This window comes from Hyunsoonleella pacifica (assembly GCF_004310335.1).
Lineage (GTDB): Bacteria > Bacteroidota > Bacteroidia > Flavobacteriales > Flavobacteriaceae > Jejuia > Jejuia pacifica.
This window is the reverse complement of sequence record NZ_SIRS01000001.1, coordinates 127,856-154,841: the sequence shown is the minus strand read 5'-3', so window position 1 is coordinate 154,841 and position 26,986 is coordinate 127,856. Positions and strand designations below refer to the sequence as shown.

General features: G+C 32.5%; 23 protein-coding genes. 8 read left to right on the top strand and 15 right to left on the bottom strand.

Translation table 11 applies throughout. The annotated features are described in order from the left end of the window. Position 1: 1 nt before the first annotated feature. From EYD46_RS00725 to EYD46_RS18045, 3 genes are all read right to left on the bottom strand, one after another. Positions 2 to 1,300 carry a tetratricopeptide repeat protein gene (locus tag EYD46_RS00725; RefSeq protein ID WP_130935141.1) on the bottom strand — a complete coding sequence of 433 codons (1,299 nt, stop codon included), beginning with the start codon at positions 1,298 to 1,300 and terminating at the stop codon, positions 2 to 4. Positions 1,301 to 1,376: 76 nt separating this feature from the next. Then, positions 1,377 to 1,931 carry a DUF4331 family protein gene (locus tag EYD46_RS18050; RefSeq protein WP_130935140.1) on the bottom strand — a complete coding sequence of 185 codons (555 nt, stop codon included), beginning with the start codon at positions 1,929 to 1,931 and terminating at the stop codon, positions 1,377 to 1,379. A 28-nt stretch (positions 1,932 to 1,959) separates the two neighbouring features. Next, entirely contained in the window at positions 1,960 to 2,610 is a 651-nt protein-coding gene (locus tag EYD46_RS18045; RefSeq protein ID WP_130935139.1) for a DUF4331 family protein, read from the bottom strand. A 201-nt stretch (positions 2,611 to 2,811) separates the two neighbouring features. On the opposite strand from EYD46_RS18045, the gene EYD46_RS00710 reads away from it, so the two are divergent. From EYD46_RS00710 to EYD46_RS00695, 4 genes are all read left to right on the top strand, one after another. Beyond that, complete coding sequence (locus EYD46_RS00710) at positions 2,812 to 3,939, top strand: helix-turn-helix domain-containing protein (protein ID WP_130935138.1); 1,128 nt, start codon at positions 2,812 to 2,814, stop codon at positions 3,937 to 3,939. A 156-nt stretch (positions 3,940 to 4,095) separates the two neighbouring features. Continuing rightward, positions 4,096 to 6,471, top strand: a complete 2,376-nt coding sequence (locus EYD46_RS00705) for a TonB-dependent receptor domain-containing protein (RefSeq protein ID WP_130935137.1) — start codon at positions 4,096 to 4,098, stop codon at positions 6,469 to 6,471. Positions 6,472 to 6,544: 73 nt separating this feature from the next. Beyond that, complete coding sequence (locus tag EYD46_RS00700; RefSeq protein WP_130935136.1) at positions 6,545 to 7,717, top strand: LETM1-related biofilm-associated protein; 1,173 nt, start codon at positions 6,545 to 6,547, stop codon at positions 7,715 to 7,717. 82 nt (positions 7,718 to 7,799) lie between these two features. Then, complete coding sequence (locus EYD46_RS00695; RefSeq protein ID WP_130935135.1) at positions 7,800 to 8,429, top strand: hypothetical protein; 630 nt, start codon at positions 7,800 to 7,802, stop codon at positions 8,427 to 8,429. A gap of 186 nt (positions 8,430 to 8,615) precedes the next feature. Here EYD46_RS00695 and EYD46_RS00690 read toward each other — a convergent pair whose 3' ends face one another. The 7 genes from EYD46_RS00690 to EYD46_RS00660 form a co-directional block, all read right to left on the bottom strand. Then, positions 8,616 to 9,569 carry a Fic family protein gene (locus EYD46_RS00690; RefSeq protein WP_130935134.1) on the bottom strand — a complete coding sequence of 318 codons (954 nt, stop codon included), beginning with the start codon at positions 9,567 to 9,569 and terminating at the stop codon, positions 8,616 to 8,618. A 57-nt stretch (positions 9,570 to 9,626) separates the two neighbouring features. Beyond that, positions 9,627 to 10,382 (bottom strand): LytR/AlgR family response regulator transcription factor, encoded by a 756-nt coding sequence (locus EYD46_RS00685; RefSeq protein ID WP_130935133.1) that lies wholly within the window; start codon positions 10,380 to 10,382, stop codon positions 9,627 to 9,629. Between the two features lie 122 nt (positions 10,383 to 10,504). Beyond that, positions 10,505 to 10,843: a 2TM domain-containing protein gene (locus EYD46_RS00680; protein ID WP_130935132.1), complete on the bottom strand. Its 339-nt coding sequence runs from the start codon at positions 10,841 to 10,843 to the stop codon at positions 10,505 to 10,507. Positions 10,844 to 10,896: 53 nt separating this feature from the next. Next, positions 10,897 to 12,237, bottom strand: coding sequence for a histidine kinase (locus EYD46_RS00675; protein WP_130935131.1), 1,341 nt, complete (start codon positions 12,235 to 12,237; stop codon positions 10,897 to 10,899). Positions 12,238 to 12,258: 21 nt separating this feature from the next. Continuing rightward, on the bottom strand, positions 12,259 to 12,882 hold the full coding sequence (locus EYD46_RS00670) for a hypothetical protein (RefSeq protein WP_130935130.1): 624 nt from the start codon (positions 12,880 to 12,882) through the stop codon (positions 12,259 to 12,261). 10 nt (positions 12,883 to 12,892) lie between these two features. Then, the gene (locus tag EYD46_RS00665; protein ID WP_130935129.1) at positions 12,893 to 13,318 is read right to left on the bottom strand and encodes a DUF2141 domain-containing protein; all 426 of its coding nucleotides are present in this window, start codon (positions 13,316 to 13,318) and stop codon (positions 12,893 to 12,895) included. A 221-nt stretch (positions 13,319 to 13,539) separates the two neighbouring features. Next, positions 13,540 to 14,337 carry an energy transducer TonB gene (locus tag EYD46_RS00660; RefSeq protein ID WP_308807855.1) on the bottom strand — a complete coding sequence of 266 codons (798 nt, stop codon included), beginning with the start codon at positions 14,335 to 14,337 and terminating at the stop codon, positions 13,540 to 13,542. Between the two features lie 207 nt (positions 14,338 to 14,544). Between EYD46_RS00660 and EYD46_RS00655 the strand changes: the two genes are divergently transcribed. Beyond that, complete coding sequence (locus EYD46_RS00655) at positions 14,545 to 15,324, top strand: NYN domain-containing protein (RefSeq protein ID WP_130935128.1); 780 nt, start codon at positions 14,545 to 14,547, stop codon at positions 15,322 to 15,324. A 70-nt stretch (positions 15,325 to 15,394) separates the two neighbouring features. Here the strand turns inward: EYD46_RS00655 and EYD46_RS00650 are convergent, their stop codons facing one another. Next, entirely contained in the window at positions 15,395 to 17,662 is a 2,268-nt protein-coding gene (locus EYD46_RS00650) for an aconitate hydratase (RefSeq protein ID WP_130935127.1), read from the bottom strand. A gap of 355 nt (positions 17,663 to 18,017) precedes the next feature. On the opposite strand from EYD46_RS00650, the gene EYD46_RS00645 reads away from it, so the two are divergent. Together EYD46_RS00645 and EYD46_RS00640 are read left to right on the top strand one after the other, a co-directional pair. Beyond that, entirely contained in the window at positions 18,018 to 18,854 is an 837-nt protein-coding gene (locus EYD46_RS00645) for a class I SAM-dependent methyltransferase (protein ID WP_165454305.1), read from the top strand. Then, a complete protein-coding gene (locus EYD46_RS00640; RefSeq protein WP_130935125.1) occupies positions 18,844 to 19,044 on the top strand; it encodes a hypothetical protein in 201 nt (66 codons plus the stop codon). Before EYD46_RS00645 ends, EYD46_RS00640 begins: the two co-directional genes overlap by 11 nt. Before the next feature lie 67 nt (positions 19,045 to 19,111). On the opposite strand, the gene EYD46_RS00635 is transcribed toward EYD46_RS00640, so the two are convergent. Further along, positions 19,112 to 21,886 (bottom strand): bifunctional aconitate hydratase 2/2-methylisocitrate dehydratase, encoded by a 2,775-nt coding sequence (locus tag EYD46_RS00635; protein WP_130935124.1) that lies wholly within the window; start codon positions 21,884 to 21,886, stop codon positions 19,112 to 19,114. A gap of 233 nt (positions 21,887 to 22,119) precedes the next feature. Between EYD46_RS00635 and EYD46_RS00630 the strand changes: the two genes are divergently transcribed. Continuing rightward, the gene (locus EYD46_RS00630) at positions 22,120 to 23,799 is read left to right on the top strand and encodes an LIC_10190 family membrane protein (protein WP_394365771.1); all 1,680 of its coding nucleotides are present in this window, start codon (positions 22,120 to 22,122) and stop codon (positions 23,797 to 23,799) included. Here EYD46_RS00630 and EYD46_RS00625 read toward each other — a convergent pair whose 3' ends face one another. The 3 genes from EYD46_RS00625 to EYD46_RS00615 are packed head-to-tail and all read right to left on the bottom strand — an operon-like array spanning position 23,800 to position 26,986. Continuing rightward, entirely contained in the window at positions 23,800 to 24,753 is a 954-nt protein-coding gene (locus EYD46_RS00625) for an AAA family ATPase (protein ID WP_130935122.1), read from the bottom strand. It abuts the gene before it with no gap. A gap of 6 nt (positions 24,754 to 24,759) precedes the next feature. Beyond that, positions 24,760 to 26,154, bottom strand: a complete 1,395-nt coding sequence (locus EYD46_RS00620) for a peptidylprolyl isomerase (protein WP_229731245.1) — start codon at positions 26,152 to 26,154, stop codon at positions 24,760 to 24,762. Between the two features lie 16 nt (positions 26,155 to 26,170). Further along, positions 26,171 to 26,986, bottom strand: coding sequence for a peptidyl-prolyl cis-trans isomerase (locus EYD46_RS00615; RefSeq protein ID WP_308807854.1), 816 nt, complete (start codon positions 26,984 to 26,986; stop codon positions 26,171 to 26,173).

The window sequence follows — 26,986 nt, the reverse complement described above, 5'->3', positions numbered from 1 at the left end:
ACTATATATTTTTAACTGTTTGTATTGTTAATGGACCAAGTTCAAAACTACTACTTAAAAGTTCTCCTTTTAAATGTTTAGCTTCGTTAAGTTTTCCATTAGCTTTATAAATCTCAGCCATGTGGTATAAAACTTCAGGCTCAAACGTGTAACCAGTAACATGGTTTTCTACTATATCTAATGCTTCTTTAATATTACCATTATTATAATGCGTCCAAGCCAATAAATCATAAGATTGCGCTGTTGGTCTGTTATTAATTTCTTTAGTTGCTATTTGCAGTGCTTTATCTATTTCAGCTTTATTTTTAGCAAAAATTAGCACATTGTATGCATTGTACATATCGCCATACAATGTATCAGCTGTTTTCTCTTTATACTGAGCAATCTCCTTATTTTCTAAATCTGTATTGCCTTTAAAAGCGGCTATTTCAGCTTTTAATAAATGGTAATCAGGTGTATCATAATTTTTAGTAATAGTATTCAAAATACGTAGTGCTTCATCCGCATTTTTCTCGTGCGAATATACTATCCAAGCTATTCCTTTTTTAGCATAAGCATCATTAGCATTTAGTTCTAATGCCTTTAAATAATGTTGATATGAATCTTCAATTCTACCAGCGTGACCATAGTAATCAGCTAAATTTGTATAAGCCCACTGCATCAAATTTTTATTTTTAGAAGCTTCAACTTTTTCTGTAGCTTTTTCTAAGTAAATAATAGCTTTATCTAAATCACCAATATGATCGCTCCATTTAGATAATCTAATCAGAAAGTCAAAGTCTTTAAAATTCTCAATTTTAGAAAGATAGCTTTTTGCTTCATCTGTATTTCCCAATTCCAAATACACATCAAATAGCATCTTTTGAGTTGATTTTAAACGATCTCCATTTACTTCTGCCTTTTTTAAAAGTCCTAAAGCTTCTTTAAATTTATGCTGAGAGATATAATTCATTGCCAAAGCTCTTAGATAACCAGAATTGCTATAATTTACAGCGTTATTCGCTACAACTAATTTTTTTTCTGCATTAATTAAATGTTCAATTTTACCTGTTTCATTGAATAACAGAGATTGAGATGCTGCAGCTTTTGCCAAATAAGGAAACTGATTTGGCGCTTTCTCTAGCTTTTTTTCCCAAAATACATAGTCTTGTTTTGCAGCATCCAAAATCTCATTTCTTTCAACTTGTAAATACTGATTATAATCTTTTGTGTTTGAAACAACAGAAGGCAATTCCGTTTTATTTTTACAACTATATGCAAAAAGTAAAGTGATATAAAATATTAGATATATAGGTTTCATTTTATGTAGTTTTTGTTTGAAATTAAAAACCCGAATATGCCTTAATGAGACATACTCGGAGAATAATTAAATAGTATTACCAAGGAGACGCCAAATAAGGGAATGTGCTTAAAAATGCTTTGTCATTAGCATCCACATTGTCATTGGATAGTGTTGGGTTTTCAGAAAAATCTTCTCCTCCAAAAATTAACAGAAGCTCTACGGTAATAACATCATCGGCTAAAGCGCGACCTGTTAATACATTAGTTCCATCAAAAAATGTAGTTGTTCCATCTAAAGAGACATTTAAAACATCAGTAGCAAGTAATCCTGTGAATGTTGCCGCATCTTGCCCTAAAGCATTTTGATCGCCTGGGTTTGCAAATGCAGGGCTTAAACCTGTTAAATTAGTTTCAAACATGCTTTGAAACGCTGCACTTTGTTGTGAAGGTATAGTAGTATTAAACATATCTTTACTTGAAGATGATACAAACACAGTATTTACTGCTGGTCTCCCCATTTGATCTGCTTGAGTATAAGTTCCAGAGAAATCTGGACCTGAAGGTATAGTTACATCATCATCATTATTAGAGCAATTAAATACTAAAAATGATAGTGTTAGGGTTATCGTTAATATTTTTAAAATTTTCATAATTTATATCTTAATAAGTTAATAACTTTTATTTGGTTTTGGTTTCTACCCATGTGTTTATCGTACCTGTTCCTCCAATCATTGATTTTGGAACCTCTACTACGATAGACATAACATTAGATCCTGCAAATGTGTCGGTCCCTGGGTCGTTAAAACCAGAAGCGTTACCAGCAATAATTTCAGAATACTGTGCAAAATCCATGAAGAATGGGTCGTCTCTAGGTCCTGCGAAAAAGCTCATACCAGTACTTGTACCAATTACTGGGCTTTCTCCATATTTTGTAATTGCTACTACTCCACTAGCTTGAGAGTTAGTTTGTATCACACTATTTAAACCTGTTTGCGATGGGGCTACTGGACCAAAAAAGTACATTTTTCCATCTCTTGGAATAGCCTGTATTACCAAATCTTCCACGTTATCTCCAGTGTTGTCAATGTTAATTTCTACCAAAACACCTTCATCAAAAGAAGCATTAGCAGTATTAGCAGGGCTTATCAACCCCTGTACGTTTACCACAAAGGCTAAGTTAGATGTGTTTTCGCCTTGAAAAGCGTAAAAATCGGTAATATCACTTGTACCACCTTGTACAGCAGGTGCATCAATATGATCTGCTGCAATTACGAAAAAGCTAGCTACCGCTAGAACTCCCACGCCTAGAATTGTTTTTAAATGTTTCATGATTTTCTGAGATTTTGTTATTATTAATTTTTGACTCTCAGACATACCTACGGAAAAATGATTTTAGTGGTTTTGTTAAATTTTTGTTAAAGAAAAAATTAAAATAGTTTTCAGCTAAAAGTTTATTTTTACATCATTGTGATAATAAACTATGAACCCTTCAGCATATAGAAAAAAGAACCCACAAACAACAACTAATCAATGAATAACTTATCCATTATAGGTATTATAAGTTTTATTATAGTTCTTCTATTTGTTCTGCTTTCTACCTTTCTACTAAGCGTAAAAACCTCTAAAAAACTTAGCAATCAATTACTTGCAAGCTTTTTAATTATCACTGCTATTGATATAAGCGTATTTTTTTATCATAATTTTATCTCATTTCCTCCAACTGTTGAAATGTTAAGGATACAAATTTCCAATTTTAAAGATCCTTTATTATTTCTTTATATCCTGTCAATTATCTATTCTGATTTTAAACTCAAATGGATTCATTTAATACATGCTATACCTTGGTTAATTTGTATTATCATTCTAACACCTAATTTCTTTTTGGTTTCTCAAGAAATACAAGCCTCTTTTTTATCAAATTATAATCAAACCAGGGAAGCAGAAATTATAGGTACTTTGTCTAAAATGATAGAAGTAGTGTACATAATTGCAGAATTATACTATATCATTAGGTATAGAAAATTACTTCTTGAAAATTTTACAGGGAAAGAAGCTTTTGATAATTACCGTTGGGTAAAACAACTGATTACTTTTATTCTTATTGGTCAATTATTAACCTATACAAAGGGCTACCTAAGGGATAATGGTCCTTTTGATATGGAACTCGTAAATGTTTTTAGGATTATTCTTTTGGCGTTTGGTCTTTTTTTTAGTTTGTGGCTAGTATTTAAAGCATTAGTCTCGCCTAAATTATTTAGAGGTATAAATGTAAAACTACAATTATCTAAAGAGATGTTATCTACATCTGATAATAATACAACTAAGAATCAGCAAATAGAGCATCTAAAAAGGTATATGGTAAATGAAGAACCTTTTTTAGAACCATCGTTAACTGTAAAAAAATTATCAGAGCAAATAGATATCCCGCATCGCGAATTATCCATTCTAATCAACCAACAACTAGGGCAACATTTTTTCGATTTTGTTAATAGTTATCGCATAGAAAAGGCAAAATCCATCTTAAAAGACCCTTCTAAAAAGAAGTATACTGTATTGGAAATTTTATACGAAGTTGGTTTCAATTCTAAATCTTCATTTAATACCGCTTTTAAAAAACACACAGGTTTAACACCTACAGTATTTCGTAAAAAACTGTAATACAGTTACTTGTAAAAAGTCGAACGTTTACAAAAAGAAAGTCGAACGCATTTTTTGATAATAAATACGTTCGACTTTCTGCATTCGGTCGTGTAGCTTCATATTGTGAGACATCTTTGCATCAAACAAAATGTAAATCATCAAAAAACAATTGTCATGAAGCGTATTACCCTTATTTTAATCTTAGTATTACCACTATTAACTTTCTCACAAATATCTATTACAGGTAAAATTATAGATGATTTAGGTGCTGTAGCTGGAGCTAATGTAGTACTTAAAAATAGCCAATCTAAAGTTATTGGAACCATCTCAGATTTTGATGGCAACTTTATATTGGAAGTTGATAAAGACCTATATGACCTTACCGTGAGTTATGTAGGATACATAAGTTACACAAAAGAAATTAATGCAACAGAAAATATAGATTTAGGTATTGTAAATTTAAAAGAAGACACAAATACATTAGATGAAGTAGTAATTACTGGCAAAAAAAGATTGGTCGAACAAAAAGCAGACCGTATTGTTTTTAATGTTGAAAACAGTATTGTCGCTAGAAATGGAGATGCTATAGAAGCGTTAAAAATTACTCCAGGTTTACAAGTAAGAAACGAAGGTGTTTCAATTTTTGGAAAGGGAAATACTCAAATTATGATAAATGGCAGACTTATACCAATTACAGGCGAAGAGCTTACAAATTATTTAAATAGTATTGCAGGCGAAGACATTAAAAAAATTGAAGTAATTACAGCGCCTCCTGCAAAATATGACGCTGCTGGAGATGGAGGTTTAATTAATATTATACTAAAAACTGGTACACAAAACTCATGGAAGAATACAGTATCTGTAATACACAATATTGACACTTACAACTTTACAACAATTAGAAACAGTTTTTCTTTCAGAAAAGACAAACTCAACCTATCTGCTAGTTTAGATAAAACTCGAGGGAACATTCGTGGAATAGAAGACTTTCAAGTATTTTATCCTAATAGCACTTGGGATATAGCCATTGATACGAAAGACAGTAAAACAGCATTTTCTGGACGATTATTATTAGACTATAATATTACTGATAATACAACAATTGGTGTACAATACTTTGGAAATGAAACGCAACCTGGAATTACCGATCGTAGTATAACAAGAATAGTGAATCCAGCCAATACTATAGATTCCCTATTGGTTAATAATGGTAATGAAGACCAAACAAGGTTAAGCCATTCTTTAAATTTACACGCTATAACGAAACTTGATACTTTAGGCAGAACACTATCATTAGATGCAGATTACTTTACCTATGAAGCCGATAGAAACAGAATATTTAGAACAGAAAGTTTTGATGTAAATAATAATTTTCAAAACATAAACCTTTCGGCAATAACTACTTCTTTACAATCTATAAAAAACAAAAGTTTAAAGTTAGATATGGAACACCCTTTTAAACATATAAATGTATCCTATGGTGCGAGAATAAGCAGTATAAATAGTGAAAGTGGCATAGCGTTTTTTAATACTGAAAGCGGAACACCTGTATTGGACACAAATATTTCCAATACATTTAAATATAAAGAAAACAACCAAGCAGTATATGTAAGTGCAAATAAAACAATTGGTAAAAAATGGCAATTACAAATGGGTTTGCGCTATGAAAGCACCCAAACAGAAGGGTTCTCAGAAGATTTAAATCAAACTAATAAAAATAACTACTCAAAAGTATTTCCAACGGTTTATGCCTTATACAAAAAAGATGAAAACAATACCTTTTCCTTTAGCTATAGCAAACGTATAGAAAGACCATCTTTTAACAATCTAAATCCATTTAGAGTTTTTGTAAGTAGCAATACCTTTAGTGAAGGTAACCCCTTTTTACAACCATCATTTACAGATAACTTTGAGTTAAAACATACTCATAAAAGAAACTTTACTACCAATATATTCTTCAATATTAAAACGGATTTATCAAGTGTGATATTTACGTCGGACATTGATACAAATACACAAATTGTTACTAGAAATAATTTTTTAAATCAATATGTATTTGGATTAGGAGAGAGTTATACATTTAATAAATTAAAGTGGTTAGAGAGTCAAAACAACTTTACGCTAATTCATATAAAAAGTAAATTTACTAAGCCTTTTAATGCACCACTTCAAAATGGCTTTGCTTACATAGCATCTTCAAATAATAATATTAAACTTAATAATAACCAAAACATTCAAGTTAATGCCAATTACGAATCTAATGTGCAATACGGCTTATTTTCAGTAGGCAGTACATTTAGTTTAGATTTGGGATATAGTACTACATTCTTTAATAAAAACTTACAGTTTTCCGCTCTTATAAAAGATGTATTTAACACATCGGCATTAAATAATTTAGAATCTACAATTAACAATGTTAGACAAGTATACGGACAAAACAGAAATAACAGATACCTTAGATTTTCGCTACGTTACAGTTTTGGAAACAAAAAAATAAGCACAAAAAACAGAAGATTTGGTAATGAGGAAGAAACTAATAGAGTGAATTAAAGTTTAATAAAAAAGAATATGTTCGGGTATCTTTAGCTTAAAAGTTTAATTTTACTTTTCCTAATAGAAGACTATGAACCCTTCAGCATCAGGATGGATAAAAAAACTTGAAAGCGAATTAGCTTTAAATAATCTTTTTTTAAAGTTTAGCAGAGCCACATTTTATGATGCGTTAAGAGATTGCGGGTTTATTTATGGTAGTAATCAAGATATTGCATCTCAAATCTTACCAAAACGAGACCTCCAAGAAGAAGAAATCTGTAAAGTTAACCTGTGTATAGCGTTATACTATGCACATTACAACTCTAGTTGCAAACAACCTTTTGTAGAGAGTGTCATCAATTTTTATTCGGAAATAAGCGATATAAAAACATCATTTTTTAAAGGCTTATTAGGTGGTATAAAATCTAGTGAACAACTTGAAAACATCATTCATAAACGCATTCAAATTGATGCTAATATACTTACCAAGAATTTTAATTACTTCATCATTAACGCATTACTTTATGTAGATGTGTTAGCCTATCAGCAGTATTTATCCAAAGAGGTGTTTTCCGTGGCCTATATAAAACAATTAGAAGCAGCTATTGTGACTATAGCCTTAGACGTTTTAAATGCTAAAGAAGAAAAACATAGTTATGATGAAAGTTTAGTAAAGTTATTTCAATCGTCGTTACGCTTTAATGAAAACGAGAATTTAGATTATAAAAAAGCCATTAATTACATAGTATCTGAAGAAGAACGGTACTATATTCTAGACCTAGCATGTATGGCAACTTGGAGCGACCAAATGATTGATGTGGACGAACAACACTTTCTAGAAAAACTGGGTACCGATTTACAATTACCGCTCTCTCGTACTTTACAGGCCATAAAAGTTGTAAATCGTTTTTATACCGTAAACAAGGATAACATTGCTCTATTGAGTTCTAAAAATGTGGTGCAGAGCTTTTACAATAACTCCAGTAAAATGGTAAAGAAGTTGATTACCCGCAACAGTAAACGTTTATACCAAGAACTTAAGGACAGTAAAGAACTCATGGTATTACTCACACATTCTACCGTTAGGGATTTAAATAAAGAAGAACAGCAAAAAGTACAAGAACAACTTTTAGATATTTTTAAATCCATACCTAGTCTAGCGATTTTTATGTTACCTGGTGGCGCTTTATTATTGCCTTTAGTGGTAAAATTTATACCAAAATTGTTGCCCTCTGCTTTTGATGAAAACCGGGTAGACGAGTAGCTTAACATTTGACTTTGTAAAAATTTTCTACTAAATTCGTTCGCGATAGATATGCGTGAACACGCTAGTGAAAGTTTGCAAAATGAAAGTAACTATAACAGTCTTACTAATCTTCTATAACCTTATTTTATTTGGTCAGAAAAAAGAGCTTTATGTTAATGATGATTTTGAATATATATCAAAAACTGAGTTTGACAAAATATCTAAAGAGCCTCTTGATTATAAATTAAGATTCGAATTAGACTCAGCTTACCTAAATGTAAAAGTATCTAGATACAAAAAAGGCAAAATTGAATTAAAGATACTAGACTCAATTAAAAAAATATTTTATAAAAATAAGAAGTTTAATGATAATGAAATATTCCTGATAAACTATTATCCAGGAAATGACAGATGTAGTACAGATGGATATAAATCAAGTTTTAAATCATACTATAGTCAGTATCGACGAAAATTTGATAAAATAGAAAATTTAAAACAACTATTTGTCTATAAATCAAATGACGGATTAAAAGGGTTTGGTAATAAGATCAATTGGCAATCTGATATTGATAATTTAATTGAAAAGACATTTTACCCTATCCCTTATCCTTGTGGAGGTTATGTAATAATTGATAGTAAAGGCAATTACATCTCTGAAAGAGGAGAATATGGCTATTGGAAAGGGTTGTTAAATGAAATAAAATCTTTTACTATCAATAAACCAAAGTAATTACTTATTCTCATATTCCTCAGAGGGTCTTTTAGTTTTTTAGCTTCATGCATTGCTAATATTAGTTGTTAAAATACGGACTATTCTTATTGCTAACTATTAACTTAATCCAAAATCACTTCAATTCTCCCTTAAACTGTAATCTTCCCAAAGTTGTTTTTTTTAGTTGAAAAATGCAAGCTAACACTACCGTTTACGCTTTCTTTGTTGTATGTAATCATCAATAGCCTTTTTGGTGGTGTACCAATTGCGGCCTTCTTTGTGGGCATCAATTTTGCCTTGTCTTGCTAATAAACTAATGTATTCTTGCCCATAATGTACATCGGGCTCTTCAACAATATCTGAGATTATTTTGTAATCTTCGGTGTTATCAGGCAATGCACTTAAATAAATATTAAGTGTGCGCTCCAAAGACTGACACATTAACAACATTAGTTTAGCATAGTTGCCTTTATTAGCAAGGTTTAGAGCATCGTAATATTTCTTTCTATCATTTTTTAAAATAATAGCGGGAGGAAAACCATGCGCCATTAAAATTAAGTTCATAGATAAACGCACAGTTCTACCATTACCATCAAAAAAAGGATGTATCCACACAAACTTATGATGAAATACTGTAGCCAATTCTATAACATTTAAACCCAAAGGGTTTTTAGTTACAAAATGCACAAGATCGTCTAATAATTGAGATACTTTACGAGCATTGGGAGGTATAAAATTGGCACCGGAAATTCTAACACCAGCATTTCTTAACCTTCCTGCAAAATCATCTTCTATAGAACGTAATACTAATGCATGAAGCGCTAAAATATCCTTTTCATTAAGCTTGTAACCTTTAGAAACCAACGTGTACAAATAGTTTATAGCAGTTTCGTGGTTTTTTGCCTCAAAATGTTCTCTCAAGGATTTTCCTTTAATGGTAACCCCTTCCTGAAGTACCATTTGAGTTTCTCGTAAACTTAATGTGTTACCCTCTATGCTATTGGAATTGTAAGTCCACTCTATAGATAGGGCTTCCTTAATTTTTTGTAACGCAATATTAGGCAATGGTCTTGCAGCTTCTAGCATTGCAACTTTATCAAACAAACGTTGAAACGTTTCATTTAAATCTTGCCTGTATGTAACATCTATATCCCACACAGTACAAATATACTAAATATCGTTTGTATTTAAAAATAATTCTATCCGATATTAAAATTATTCCAACCAACCTTTAAAGTCCTTAACGCGTTCTCTGGCTACAATAACGTCTTGTTCGCTATAAGAGTTTAATTTTATTTGTAAACGCGAATTGGTATAGCTTACCATATCGTTTATAGCGTTAATGTTTACAAAAAATTTACGGTTAATTCGGAAAAAGGTTTGTGGTTCTAGCTCTTCCTCTAATTGCTCTAAAGTAGTATCTATTAAATAATTTCTACCATCTGTAGTGTGTAAATAGGTGCCTTTATTTTCGCTATAAAAACACTCTATCTCGTCTATATTTATCAATTTTAAGTGTTGCCCAACTTTTACAGAAAATCGCTTTTTATATTCCCTATCTATAGGGTTTACTAATAGTTTTTTAATATCATTAAAATCTAGTGTTACGGCTTGTTTTTGTGGCGCACGGTCTTGGTATTTTTTTACTGCTATAGCTAAATCGTCTTCATCTATTGGTTTTAATAAATAATCTATGCTATTTAATTTGAAGGCTTGCAGTGCATATTCATCATAAGCTGTTGTGAATATTACGGCCGACTTTATTTCTATAGTCTCAAAAATTTCAAAGGAGAGTCCATCACTTAATTGAATATCTAAAAATATTAAATCGGGATGCGTATTGTTTTGAAACCATGCTATAGATTCTTCTACAGAATGTAGCATAACTTGTGCTTCTATATGTAATGTTTGAAGCATGCGCTGTAAACGCCTTGCTGATGGTTTTTCGTCTTCTATAATTATTACGTTCATTGTATTTTGATTGACTATTTTTAGTTGATAAACTTTATACTAGTACTCTATACTTTTTTTTTGCTAAACCCACGTTAAGGATTGCGCAGTGAAAGCCTGCCAACAGAGAGGCATTTAAATGATTATTCAAATTGACGCTCGTCTCGTTGTTCTCTTTCCATATACTCTCGTATTTTACGTTCTTCCCATTTTTTATTGAAGGCTAGACGCTTGCCAAATACACCTATGGCATGAAACCCCAAGCCTATACCCCAAAAAACTGGTGTTGACCATGTGCCGAAATGCCACATATTCCCACCATTAACGACAATCATCACAACAATAAAAATATTTACGACTACATACCAGAAGGCATGCCAGTAAAAGCCCTTAAGAGCTTTTAAGCGTTTTTCTGCACGTAAATACGCATCTTCGTTTCTATAATTTCGTTCTCCGTAAGGTTGTATATCGTACTTATCCATTGTTTTAAATTTTTATTTTTTGTTTACTTTATAAAACTGCTACAACTTCAGTTCTATTTCCATCTATTCTCTTCCTCCTCACGCATAAATTGCTCTATTTTGCGTCGTTCCCAGTTACCTCCAAAAGTTTTATCACTTACAAACACTTTAAAAGCTTGTATGGTTAAACCTATGCCCCAACCTATCATTGGAAACCAAAACCATTGAAAACCCCAAAACGTTTTATAATTGATAAATACTAAAAATGGTATCACTAAACAGTAGGATATTAAACTGTAGTAAAAGTTTTTTAATTCTTCTACATGATTTCGGGCTCTTAAATAAGTATCGTCTATTTGATTTGATGTTTGTGTTCTCATAACTGATATTTGTTTTGTAAGCATTGGTATTGCTACTGCAAACCTATTTGCTTCTTTATTAATGTCTACTTGTTTCTTTGTGAGCAGTTTGTAACGTTGCATAATATTTGTCAAACCTACACCACTACTCTTTTTTACTATTTGTTTGGGTTGTAGATTGTTTTCTACTACCAGATATCCACTATCCTCATAAATTGTGATATGCAAAGGTTTACTTGTGGTAACCATATTGTGTTTTACAGCATTTTCTAACAATAATTGTAGCGATAATGGCACCACTTTACTTTCTGGATTTTTAGCTTGTTCTGGCATAGTAAACACTATACTGTCTTCAAATCTCATTTTTAAGAGTGACATATAAGTTTTTGCAAACTGTAACTCTTCATCTACCGTTACCAATTCCTTATTTTTTTGCTCTAACACATAGCGATATACTTTGGATAATGAGGTAGTGAACTTTTGTGCTTGATGGGGATTCTCTTCAATTAAACTGGTTAATACATTTAAACTATTAAATAGGAAATGTGGATCTAACTGATTCTTTAAAGCATCAAACTTCGCACTTGCCGTACCTGCTATTACTTTTTGTTCCTTTAATTTGTTTTGCTGGTACTTATTATAAAAGTATATAATGTGGAATACAGATACTATAGCAAGGGTAATCCAAAGCCCGAAATAGTAATATTCCAATTTGTCATTTGCTATAAATTCTTCAATAGAGACCCCTCCAAAAACAAAGTAAGTAAACAATCTTAAAAAGAATAAACCTATTAATGTAATTAGTGTTGACCCTATAATTCCAGCGATAATACGCTTTAATGTGCTGTTCTTTTTCCATTTGTAGGCATTCATTTTATCAAAAAAGTACATATTAGAGTACCCTAATAGAAATGCATACAATTGATAGAATCCAAAATCGATTAAAAAATCCTGTATACTGTCATAGCTAAACCTATCGGATAGTAGCTCTCCAATAACATAAACTATACAACCAATTATAAATGTCATAAGAATTTGTCTAATCGATTTTTTCATGATACGTTTTATTGCAAAAATTTACTGTTTACACGATTTTAGTAACTCCTCAACGCGATCCTTACCCCATTTGGGATGAAATTCCGTTTCTGCTTTAAATTTAGCAAAAAGTTCTAAGGCGCGTTCTAAGTCTTTACAAAATGGTGCTGTATCTTGCCCAAAATATTTAGCGCTACCTATATTCCACTCTGCTTTGGATAATATAACTCTAGGATTATCTGGTGCAATTGCTTCAGCTTTAGCATATAATTCTATTACTTTAGGAGATAACGTCATACCATAAGTAGCTCCATCTGATGCTATCCAAGCTGTATGCAGTAGAGCTTGCATTACCATTATCTCAGGGTTATTTTTTGAAATAGCTGTAGCGTCATTCAATAAATCCTGTCCTTTTTTTAATTTAGCCGCCAGTTTATCCTTATCCTGTTCTCCAAAACTGGTAACTATATTTATTTGTGCTGCCCAATATGGAGGTAACCAATTGTCTGGCTCTGCAGATGCAATACGCTCAAACATATTAGCAGCTTCTGATGGTTTATTTTCTCCCCATAGCTCAAATGCTTTTTGCATTCCTTTTTCATAATTGGTTTGTGCTGTTGCCATTACCGAAATTAAAAGTGTGGCAATAATGAATAATTGTTTCATGATTTCAATGTTATAATGTTATATGTTGTGTTACTGATTCGTTATTGATTGTGAATTTGGCATCTTTCCATTTTGGTGGCCCCATAAATCCCTTTGCATTATTAGAACATCCATAATCTTCTTTAGGAATACCAAACATACCTGTATCCATTTTGTTATTACTGTTTTCATCATGATAAAAAGACACTGCATAGGTTCCGTTTGGTATGTTTTTAAACACCACTTCACAACTGTTGTTTTTTATTTCTGAAACAGTTGATTGATATCCTTTTGCTAAAAAGCTTCCTTCAGAATTATAAAGTGATATAAAAACTTTTCCATCATTACTTTCTAGATTAGAAATTGTTACAGTTACATTATTTTCAATAATTTCTTGTGCAAACGAAAGTGATGTACTAATTACGATGAAGCAGATAATTTTAATAAGTTGTTGCATGACTGTTCTATTTTTAATTACAGTTCAAATATCACATCAAAGCACACGTTTTTAAAATTGAACTGACCGAACTGTAAAAAATAGATACTGAATTGTAGTTTTCTTTTAAACTAGAGTAAACAGGCATAAAAAAGTTAAGGATACTTTATAATAAAGTATCCTTAACCGTCCAAACATGATAACTGGGTATTAACCCTAAAAAAGCTTGTTATGAATTTGTTTTATTGTTCTGCCATTTTAAAATTAATAGGCAAACTAAATGGTACACTTACGGGTTTTCCTCTCTGCTTTCCTGGAATCATTGTTGGCAATAAACTTACTATACGATATGCCTCTTCTTCCAATATTTTATCTGGACCTCTTGTTCTAATCTTCGTAATTCGTCCATCTGGAGCTATAACAAAGATTACAAAAACGCGTCCTGATATTTCCATATCTAATGCCATTTCAGGATAGTTAAAATTTTTTGATACGTGTGCATTCATTTTTTCTTGAAAGCACTTACGACGCTGAGATTTTTTAACTTTTTCGCATCCAGGAAATAAAGGAATATCTTCAATTAAAGCAAATGGCACCTCAACTTCCTCTTCTATTTGTCCTACATTAACATCTTCAACACGTATTACGTTATCACTAATTAAATCATCCTGACTTGTTTCTGTGCTTTCAAAAACAGTTTCTTCTATTTCTTCAGTATCTTCAACAATCTGTACTGTCTCTTGCATTACAACAGGCGGCGGAGGTGGTGGTGGTGTATTTATACTTACCAATGGAATTTCCTCATCAATTTCAGTATCCATTACTAGTACATCTAATACCACTGCTTCCTCTTCGTATGTTTTATATTCAATGGCTTGCCACGAAATAAATAACATAATATTAAGTCCGATAGCGAAATAAAGGCTGCTATTCCGGCCCACCTCTAATTCTGGGTTCTTTTTAGGTATCATGCTTACCAGTTTTAAAGTTTGTGATTTCTCTAAAAATGAAACTTCATCAATTTCATTCTTTACAATCATTTTGTTGTGGTAAAATTAAAGAGAACCCTAAATATTAATTATGACTTTTATCATATTATTAAAATATCATTAATTTTTAAACAATATGAAAATAAACTCATGATATAAATACATATTTTAATGATTTTATGTTTTTAATAAATCCGTCATAAGTTTGGTTCTGGCATAACTATCCTGTAACTTGGAGGCTAATTTTAAATACTTATTATGAATATTAACCTTGCTGTTTTAATTGATGGAGATAACATACCTGCGGGTAATGTAAAAGAGATGATGGAAGAAATTGCAAAATACGGCAACCCCACTATAAAGCGTATTTATGGAGACTGGACCAAACCAAACTTAAACAAATGGAAAAAAGTATTACTTGAAAATGCTATTACGCCTATACAACAATATAGTTATACTATTGGAAAAAACGCTACAGACTCTGCCATGATAATTGATGCTATGGATATTTTATATTCCAATAAAGTTGAAGGGTTCTGCTTGGTTTCTAGTGATAGTGATTTTACACGTTTGGCTACAAGACTTAGAGAAGCTCGTATGCAAGTGATTGGTATTGGGGAAAAGAAAACACCAAATCCATTTATAGTGGCTTGTGATAAGTTTATTTATATTGAAATTTTGAAAAGTAGGGATAATGAAAAAGATGATAGTGATACCGATGATGACCATAAAACATCTAAAAAACCATCAGTAGATACTATTACTGCAAAAGAAATTAATTTGATAAAATCATCTATTGAAGATCTCTCTGATGAAGATGGTTGGGCATTCCTTGGTGATATTGGCAGTTTAATACAGAAAAAACGCCCTAATTTTGATTCTAGAAACTATGGCTTTCAAAAACTAACACCTTTGATAAAATCTACTGGAAAGTTTGATATAGAGGAGCGTAATGCACCAAATAACAGCAGATATAAACATATCTATATTAAAAATAAGGAAAAACAAAAACATAGTGGAAGACGTACTAAACCTTAACATTTTTATATTAAAAACAAAAAATCCAGCATGTAGCTGGATTTTTTAATTTTCTATCGTCTTGTAAATATTAAGCGTTTTGCTTCTTTATAAGATTTAACGCAGAACCTTCATGATACCATGCTATTTGCGCTGCGTTGTAGGTATGGTTTAATTTAATAGTATCCTTACTACCATCTGCATGTACAACTTCCAATGTTAACTGCTTATCTGGTGCAAATTCATTTAAATCTATAAAGTTGAATGTATCATCTTCCTGAATTAAATCATAATCATTTTCGTTAGCAAACGTTAATCCTAGCATCCCTTGTTTTTTTAGGTTGGTTTCATGGATACGTGCAAACGACTTTACAATTACTGCTGCTACCCCTAAGTGACGTGGTTGCATTGCTGCATGCTCCCTAGAAGAGCCTTCTCCATAATTGTGATCTCCTACCACAATAGTTTTAATACCTGCTGCTTTATAAGCACGTTGCACGTCTGGTACACCACCATAATCCCCGGTTAATTGATTTTTAACAAAGTTTGTTTTTTTATTAAAAGCATTAACTGCTCCAATTAAGGTATTATTGGCTATGTTATCTAAATGTCCTCTAAAACGCAACCATGGTCCAGCCATAGAAATATGGTCTGTTGTACACTTACCAAAGGCTTTTATTAATAATTTTGCTCCTGTAATAGTGTCTCCTAAAGGCACAAACGGAGTTAACAATTGCAAACGTTCTGAATCTTCTTTAACTACAACATTTACGTGGCTACCATCCTCTTCAGGAGCTAAATACCCATTTTCCTCAACCTCAAAACCTTTTGGAGGTAATTCCCATCCTGTAGGTTCATCTAGCATCACTTGTTCCCCATTCTCATTAATGAGTTTATCCGTCATCGGATTAAAATCCAAGCGTCCTGCAATAGCTATTGCTGCTGTAATTTCGGGAGAGGCTACAAATGCATGTGTATTTGGATTTCCATCTGCACGCTTCGCAAAGTTTCTATTGAATGAATGTACGATACTATTTTTTGGTGCATTTTTAGGATCGGAGTATCGTGCCCATTGGCCAATACAAGGTCCACAGGCATTGGTAAATATGGTAGCATCTAATTTTTCAAAAACTTGTAAAATACCGTCACGCTCAGCAGTAAAACGCACTTGTTCAGATCCTGGATTAATACCAAATTCTGCTTTTGTTTTTAAATTCTTATCTAATGCTTGTTGTGCTATTGAGGCTGCCCTGGATAAATCTTCGTACGAGGAATTAGTACAAGACCCAATCAAGCCCCACTCTACTTTTATCGGCCATTCGTTATCACTAGCTTTTTTTGTCATTGCTGAACCCACTGTTGTAGATAAATCTGGCGTAAACGGGCCATTTAATAATGGGCCTAGTTCCGATAAATTAATCTCTATAACTTGATCAAAATACTGCTCTGGATTTTCATAAACCTCAGCATCAGCAGTTAAATAAGCTGCCACTTCGTTAGCAGCATCAGCAACACCTTCTCTATCTGTAGCACGTAAATACCTATCCATTGAATCGTCATATCCAAAAGTTGATGTGGTTGCACCTATCTCTGCTCCCATATTACAGATGGTACCTTTTCCAGTACAAGACATGGCTAATGCTCCTGGTCCAAAATATTCAACAATGGCTCCTGTTCCTCCTTTTACCGTTAGGATTTCTGCAACTTTTAAAATCACGTCTTTTGGTGCTGTCCATCCCGATAGTTTTCCTGTTAACTTAACGCCTATTAACTTTGGAAATTTTAATTCCCACGCCATACCTGCCATCACATCTACTGCATCTGCTCCACCAACACCAATGGCCACCATGCCCAAACCTCCTGCATTTACCGTATGCGAGTCTGTACCAATCATCATCCCTCCTGGGAAAGCATAATTTTCTAATACAACTTGATGGATGATTCCTGCACCTGGTTTCCAGAATCCTATACCATATTTATTAGATACAGATTCTAAAAAGTTAAAAACTTCACTACTTACTGTATTGGCATGTTTTAAATCTTTTGCTGCACCTTCTTTAGCTTGTATTAAGTGATCGCAATGCACAGTTGTTGGTACTGCTACTTTATCTTTTCCAGCTTGCATAAATTGCAACAAAGCCATTTGTGCTGTTGCATCTTGACATGCGATTCTATCTGGCGCAAAATCCACATAATCTTTTCCTCTTACAAAGGCTTTGGTTGGAGTACCATCCCATAAGTGATTATATAATATTTTTTCTGAAAGTGTTAGTGGCTTACCAACAACTTCTCGAGCAGCATCTACACGTTCTTTCATTCTTGCGTAAACGCCTTTTATCATATCAATATCGAATGTCATAGAAATTTATTTTATTTAATTTTTAGTTTCTTTTTAACGCTCTCTAAGATACGAAAATATGTAAGGTATTGAAAAAGAGATAACACATAAATTTCATAGTTAAAAACAACTTTTAGAAAAATCGATCCGTAATTTATATCTTTACAGTCTGTTATATTTTTCATTACATACTATCTGAGTCTTTTCAAGAAAGACAACTCTTAAAAAAGAGTAAAAATTGCATTATAACATCTTCTTGTTTTTTAATGCATAGATAGACACATTCATTTTTCACTAAAAACTTAAAAATAAAGATCACAAAAAAAGCTATACCAGCATTGATGCTTTGTTAAATGTGATTAAAAAACAGACAATAATGAATAAAAAACAGTTAATAAATAAGAGTATAGAACAATTTTATAATAATTCATCAGAAGAAACAAGACTAAATCAAGGTATGGGAGTTTTTGAGTTTGAAAGGAATAAAACTCTCATAGAAAAGTATATTCCAAAACAATGCTCAACAATAATAGATGTTGGAGGAGGTACAGGAAAATACGCCGAGTGGCTTGCAAAAAAAGGACATCTAATACACTTAGTTGATCCCATTAATAAACACATAAAACTAGCTCAAAATAGAGCTCATAAATTAAAGAACAAATTTACCGTAAACTATGGAGAGGCAAGAAAACTAGAGTTCCCTAACAACTTTGCCGACCTTATAATACTACATGGCCCCCTATATCATCTTCAAAAAAGAGAAGATAGGGCATTGTGTATAAAAGAAGCCAAACGCATCTTAAAAAATAATGGTATAATTTTAGGTTTTGCGATTAATTATACAGCATCAACGTTAGTTGGTTTGTTAAATGGTTATATCCATAAAAAGCCATTTCTTAATATGTGCAGAGAAGAATTAACAACAGGTTTACATCATCAACCTAATGAGTTCCCGTGGATTTTAGCTGAAGCATATTATCATAGGCCAGAACAGCTCAAAGAAGAGTTTATTAATCAACAGCTACATCATATTAACCTACATGCTGTAGAGGGAATAACATGGTTAGATAAAGATTTTTTTCTAAGTATGGCTAATAGTAATAGAAAAGAAACTTTATTGCAACTCTTAAATATAACCGAGACTGATGATGCACTTTTAGCTTTTAGTCCTCACATAATGATAGCAACAAAAAAATTACCGTATGAACTATAAAAAAAGATATTTAGATACATTTATTATAAATGATGGTTTACTTAACGAAATAGATCTTGGAGCAACTATTGGTCTTAACGAAGATGAAACAATGAAAATAATTGCAAAGTTGTTACAGGAGCATAAAATTGAATATACTATGCACAAAGCTTGTAATTATTGTTTAATGAAAAAACGAATAGCAAAATAAATCCAAAGCATAAAAAAGCCTAAGCATTACGCTTAGGCTTTTCAGTATGTGTATTCTCAAGTTAAAATTAGATAACTAATTCTTTTTGAGAGGGTTTAAACTTGGTTAATACGATACCATCTACTGCTGTTTCGTATTCTGTCATAGTTGGTGTACGACCTAAAATGGTAGATAATACTACTACTGGCGTAGACGATAGTAAAGATTCTCCTTTTTTACCGTCCTTATCTTTTACCACACGACCTTGGAATAAACGTGTAGAGGTTGCCATTACAGTATCTCCTGGTTCTGCTTTTTCTTGGTTACCCATACATAGGTTACATCCTGGACGCTCTAGGTATAGCATGTTTTCGTACTTGGTACGTGCTAAGCCTTTTGGTGCGCTATCGTCAAACTCGAAACCTGAGTACTTTTGTAGTACTTCCCAATCGCCTTCGGCTTTTAACTCGTCTACAATGTTGTATGTTGGTGGCGCTACGACTAGTGGCGCTTTAAATTCTACTTTGCCTTGTTGCGCTTCTATGTTTTTTAGCATTTGTGCTAAAATCTTCATATCGCCCTTGTGTACCATACAAGACCCTATGAAACCTAAATCGACTTGCTTTGTACCTCCGTAGTATGATAATGGACGAATAGTATCGTGCGTATAACGACGTGATGGGTCTTCGTTGTTTACATCTGGATCTGCTATCATTGGCTCTGCGATTTCATCTAAATCGATAACCACATCTGCATAATACTTAGCGTTTGCATCTGGTTTTAATGCTGGCTTAATACCTGTTTTAACTTCTGTTATTCTGGTATTTGCTTTATCTACTAAACCTTTAAGCACTTGCTTTTCGTTGTCCATACCTTTATCTATCATGATTTGGATACGGTCTCTTGCAATTTCTAAAGATTCTACTAATGTATCGTCTTCTGAGATACAGATAGACGCCTTAGCTTTCATCTCTGCTGTCCAGTCTGTAAATGTAAAGGCTTGATCTGATGTTAATGTTCCAATATGAACTTCTATAATACGTCCTTGGAATACGTTTTCACCTCCAAATTGCTTTAACATTTGTTGCTGCGTAGCGTGCACCACATCGCGGAAGTCCATAAAACTTCTCATGTTGCCTTTAAAAGTGACTTTAACAGACTCTGGAATTGGCATTGTAGCCTCTCCTGTTGCTAAAGCTAAAGCTACTGTACCAGAATCGGCACCGAAAGCTACCCCTTTAGACATACGTGTGTGCGAATCGCCACCGATAATGATATCCCAATCGTCTACCGTGATATCGTTTAATACCTTGTGTATTACATCGGTCATTGGGAAATATACACCTTTAGGGTCACGTCCTGTAATTAAACCGAAGTCGTTCATAAACTTCATTAATCTTGGGATGTTAGCCTTAGACTTATCATCCCACACAGAAGCGGTGTGACATCCAGACTGGTAACTGGCATCTACTATTGGCGATACCACTGTTGCTGCCATCATTTCAAGCTCTTGCGACGTCATTAAACCTGTAGTATCCTGAGAGCCTACAATGTTTACTTCTACACGTACGTTAGAACCTGTATGTAATGTTTTGCCTGGTGTTGTACCTACAGCATTTTTGTTGAATATTTTCTCTACTGCTGTTAAGCCTTGTCCTTCTATAGAAATTTCTTTAGATGGTGCGTATACTTGTGGCACATCGATACCTAAGGCTTTACAAGCAAATGTTTGTAATTTTTTACCAAATACTACAGCGTAAGATCCTCCAGCTTTTATAAACTCCATTTTTTGTGGGGTTAGTGCTGTAGAGATGTCTTTTAATTCTTTATCGCCGTTGTATAATTTTTTAGTTTTTGTGTTTATAGTAAGTACTGTTCCTGTTTCTACAGAGTATACTTGCTCTAATACTGGCTCTCCATCGGCATCGTAAACCGTATTACCTTCTGCGTCTTTTTTCTTTACCCAGTTTTTAAGGTCTATCCCTATACCTCCTGTTACACCTACTGTAGTTAAGAAAATTGGTGCTATACCGTTTGTTCCTGCTATTACTGGTGCAATGTTTATAAATGGTACGTATGGGCTAGATGAGATACCTGTCCATAATGCCACGTTATTTACACCAGACATTCTAGACGATCCTACGCCCATAGTCCCTTTTTCAGCAATAAGCATTACACGCTTATCGGGGTGCTGCTCTTTAAGAGCTAACACTTCTTTCTGCATGTCTTTGTTGTGCTCAAAAATACACTGTCCGTGTAATTCTCTATCCGAACGCGAGTGTGCATCGGCTCCTGGTGATAATAAATCGGTAGAAATATCGCCAACACCTGCAATGTAAGTTACTATTTCTATTTCTTCGTCTACCTCTGGTAACTTTGTAAAGAATTCTGCTTGCGCATAGCTTTCCATAATATCTTTTGCTAGGGCGTTTCCTGATTTCATAGCATTTTCTAAACGCTCTGTATCGGCTTCGTATAAAAACACTTGTGTTTTTAATACTTTAGCGGCTTCTGCTGCTAATGCTGCATCGTCTTCTAAAGCAATGTCTAATAACACCTCGATAGACGGTCCACCTTTCATGTGCGATAACTGCTCGAACGCAAATGTTGGTGTTATTTCTTTTACTACAAACTCACCAAGAATAATTTCTTTTAAAAATTTTGCTTTTACACCTGCAGCACTTGTTGTACCTGGCAATGTGTTATAAATAAAGAAATTTAGAGACGCTTCTCTGTGCGCATTACCTTCATCCTTAATTTGAGCGATAATTTCACTCAATAAATCTGCACCGTCGATTGGCTTTGGGTGTAAGCCCTGAGCTTTTCTTTCCTCGATTTCCTTGATGTAATCGTTGTAGTTCATATAAGAAATATTTCAGTTTTAGTTTTATTTAAAAAAGTGACGCAAAATACGAATTTAATGCAAAGGTTTAAAAGGAAAACTACAATAAAACTAAGTATCTATACTTAATTGTTATAGTATCATTATTAAATAAAATGATTGAATTTTTGTTAGTTGAATACAGCAATTTCTAATGAATTAATAATTTGATGTTGACTTTTAATCTATACCTTTGAGGTAAACCAAACAAGAAGATGCTTCTTATACTATTAAGTTGGATATACATTGCTCTAACCTGCCTGAATTTTGGATTTGTTTTCAGGAGAATTATCAAAATTGACAATTGCCACTTTACAATACATCATATCTTAGGGCTTTTTCTTTATACCATTACAACTAGTGTCGCAGCTTTTTTTATGAGAATTCATATTGAATACTATATAAGTATTTTAATGCTTAATTGTATACTAATTATTTGGTTTAGAGCAGAAATTAAACAGCTTTTAAACAGTGTGTGGCATGCTATCAAAAATTTAAAAACTCCTTATAAACTATTATACCTACTGCTATGTATTTTAATACTAGCGCAAAGTGCCACCAAGCCTTATTTAATTGATAACGAATCCTATTATATACAAACCATAAAATGGATAAATGAATTTGGTTATGTAAAAGGGCTTGCCAACATACATCTCTTTTTAGGACAAAATTCTTCATGGCACTCCTTACAAGCTGGTTTTAATTTTCCTTTTATCACTAATTGCTTTAATGATATTAACGGATTTGTTTTTGTGCTTTTAGGATTTCTGTTTATTGAAAAGTTGAATCATAATTCTAATGTTCAAGACTATTTTTTAGGTCTGGTACTTGTTTTTAGTTTGTTCTTTATGCAATTTGCAAATACACCTTCTCCTGATTTAATTATCTTTTTACTAACGCCTTATGTCGTCTATGAATTCGTAATGAATTATAACACCATATCTATCAATACGTTTAAACAACTTTTATCTGTAGTACTTTTTTTATGTCTTGTAAAAGTAACGATGTTGGTACTATCCATTCTCATATTGATTCTATTTTTAAAACATTATAATACATTGAAAATATATAGTATTAAGTTTACCTTACTATGTATTGGAATACTTGGACTGTTTTTATTTAAAAATTATATCATCTCTGGATACTTATTTTACCCTACATCTGCTTTAGACATCTTAAACGTAGATTGGAAATTACCGCCTGAATTATTACAGCTATACAAAACTGGCACCTATCAATCTGTTTTTAATAATATTGACACTTCATCTTTTAGCTTTCTTGAAACACTTAAATATTGGCTACAAATCCCAAAACTTCATGGGCTATTTAACAAAATGTTCTTGTTACTTTTAGTGCTTTTTCCTTTTTGTATTCTTAAAAATAAACACAAAACGCAACTGTTAATTATTTACCTATTAGGACTTGTACAACTTGTAATAGTTTGGCTTAATTCTCCTCAATACCGTTTCTTTTTTATATTTATTGTTATTTTTTCGCTTCAAATATTCGTTACTTTATTTAAATCTCAAAAATTGGGATTATATCTCACGTATAGTGCCATAATTTTAAGTGCAATTCCCATTTTTATTCCTTTAAATTTAAATGCTTTTACTTCAAATAAATTTGCTATGACGCTAAATAATTTCAAGTTTAAGAATATTATTATTCCCGAGAACAATACTAAAACTGCCACTACTTTTTCTAAAGTTACTATTAATGGGTTTGATTTTTATACCCCTGAAAAAGATGTGTTCTTCTGGGGTACTGGCAATGGCAGTTTACCTTGTGTGAATCAGCAACAGGTAGAATATATAAAGTCTTATTATCATTATATTCCTAAGTTGAGAGGGGACAGCTTAAAAGATGGGTTTATGTCCAAAAAAACCAATCCTTAATTAAAATAAACTCTTAATGATCTGATTTTCTGAAATGCCTTCTGCTTCAGCTTTGTAGTTTTTAATGATTCGGTGCCTTAGAATACTGGTGGCTACAGCCTGTACATCTTCATTATCTGGAGAAAATTTACCATTAACTGCAGCATGGGTTTTGGCTGCTAATATTAAGTTTTGAGATGCTCTTGGCCCTGCTCCCCAATCTATGTATTGTTTTACTAAATCTGATGCTGCAGTACTATTTGGTCTTGTCTTGCCAACTATAGTAACTGCATATTCAATAACATTATCAGCTACGGGAATCCTTCTAATAACGTGTTGTAATTCTAAAATTTCTTTTGCAGTAAAAAGTGGATTTACCTCAACTTTCACATCGTTTGTTGTAGCCTTTACCACTTCTACTTCTTCCTTAAATGAAGGGTATTCTAAGTTAATAGCAAACATAAAACGGTCTAATTGCGCTTCTGGTAAAGGATAAGTTCCTTCTTGCTCAATAGGATTTTGCGTTGCTAAAACAAAATAAGGTAAATCTAGTTTATAATGATGTCCAGCTACTGTTACTGCTCGTTCTTGCATTGCTTCTAATAAAGCTGCTTGGGTTTTTGGAGGTGTACGGTTTATCTCATCGGCTAATATAATATTAGCAAAAATAGGACCTTTTACAAATTTAAAATGACGATCCTCATCAAGAATTTCACTTCCTAAAATGTCGCTTGGCATTAAATCTGGCGTAAACTGTATACGCTTAAAATCCAAACCTAAAGCTTGCGCAATAGTGTTAACCATTAGTGTTTTAGCCAAACCTGGTACTCCTACAAGTAAAGAGTGCCCTCCAGAAAATACAGATATTAAAATTTGATCGATAACATCATCTTGTCCTACAATGACTTTGGCTATTTCCTGTTTTAACGCTTTATATTTTTTAACAAAATGTTCTATTGCAGCAACATCAGACATAAATTTCTATTTTTTTAACCAGTTACTAGAAAACTCACAATTTCTTGTATTACCTGTTATCTTAATGTAAGTATCATCAATCTTTTCTGCTTGCCAATTTTCTATAGCTTTAATTTTCTTTTCGTTAAGAGCAAGTCCCTTAATTTTTAAGAAGTCTCTTGCATAATCAGCTTCATGGTCTTCTACCCTATCAGAAACTGTAAGGATTTTAAATTTAAGCTTTTGAGATCTATCAGATTCTGCAACCACTTGACTAATCTCTCCATCCTTTAAGTCTTGAATTTGAGAATACAATTCAGGATCCATACGCGTTAACTCAAAATTATAGTCTTGAGTTTCTGGGTTTATTAACTGTCCTCCATCAAATCGCGTTACCTCATCATCACTTATTTCTCTTGCTGCTGCTTCAAATGTAATTTCTCCACTAACTATTTTTTGTCTTACTTCCTCAAGTTTTTCTTTTGCCTCAACTACTGAAGCATCAGAAACTTTTGGAATTAATAGCACATGACTTACATCGTACTCCTGACCTCTAATTTTTTCGCAATAGACAATGTGAAATCCAAAATCAGTTTCAAAAGGCTCAGAAACTTGTCCTTCCTGCAATGAAAATGCTGCTTCACGAAACTCTTTAACCATTCTTGGTTTCTTTCTATTAAGGGTATATTTATAACCTGATTGCTTTATACCTGGATCTTGCCCATATAGAATAACTTTAGATCTAAAACTTGCTCCATTCTCCTCTACATCAGTCTTAAACTGTTGCAATTGATTGATGATGCGTTGCTTTTCATCTTCGGATACTTTTGGCTCCACTACTATTTGAGCTACTTTTAATTCAGTACCGAAATTTGGACGTTCTTCTTTAGGAATTTTATTAAAAAACTGTCTTACTTCTTCTGGAGTTATTTCAACCTCTTCAACCACCTTAGCTTGCATACGTTGTGCCAACATCATATCCTTATTGGTTTTAAACATTTCATCCCTAAGGCTTTCTTCGCTTTCTTTATTATAAATGCGCAACAAACGATCCATATCTCCATTTACCTGAGACAAAAATTGTTGTAATTGGTACTCTACATTGTTTCTAACTTCTGCATCAGATACTAATATACTATCTTGAATAGCATGGTGAGCATATAATTTATTTTCTAAGAGTTTACCAAAAAGTTGACATCTGGTAATGTTTTTAGTATCTACACCCGAAGCTTGTAACTGTAAAAACTCTTTATCTATATCAGAGTTTAATACAATGTAGTCTCCCACAACACCAGCTACACCATCAACTTTTACAGGCTTAAATACTGAAGTAGAGTCGGTAACTATTTTCTTTTCCTCTTCTTCAACTACAGTAGGCTCATCTTCAATAATCTCTTGTGCTTTAATTACTCCAACGAACATGAGTAACGTTAATATACTAATTATATATTTCAAATTCTTTATTCTTAATGGCATCTTTAGTAATATCTTTTTCTAATTTTTTAATGAGTTCTAGCTTTCTTTTATTAGTAACAATTTGATTAATTGTTGGCCTTACGTACTCTAACGGAGCTGTATCATTCCTGATCAAAACATCATTAACTTGCATCAAATATACTCCTAATGAATCTTTGAGTTGCACAAAATTAGATTTTTTTAACAGTTGATTTTTATTTTCTGAATTCACTACGGGTATCTTAGCTATAACCTGACTCATTTTTATCCAAATAGAATCATTAAGTGAATAAGATTTAAACTGAATTGCTATGGAATCTAATGCTGTTTTATCGTCTTCTTCAAATCGTTTAAAACGTTCTTTAATTACATCAAAATCTATGATGTTTTCATCTACATGAACATACCTAAATTTTATAAGTTCTTCATTTAATTTAAATACATCTTTATGCAATTCATAATAACTATTAGCTTCTTCAGCACTAACTGTTGTATCTAAATTTTGCTTTACCAACGCTTCTAAGTACGCCTTACTAAATAAGTCATTCTTATATTGAATAACCAGTTTATTGAAATCTTCTTGCTTTTTTTCGTTTAAGTTTATCTGAGCTCCGTCAACCAAAAGTTGTGCAGTAGCCCATTCTTTTATAAAATTCTGAACAATTAAAGTACTATCCTCTCCAGTAATACCATCAGTACCTAAACCTTTTAAATCATCTTCATAAAGGTAAGTATCATTAACTCTGGCAATGGGTTTCCTATCATCTGTTTTTCTAAAAATATCACATGATGCTAGCAA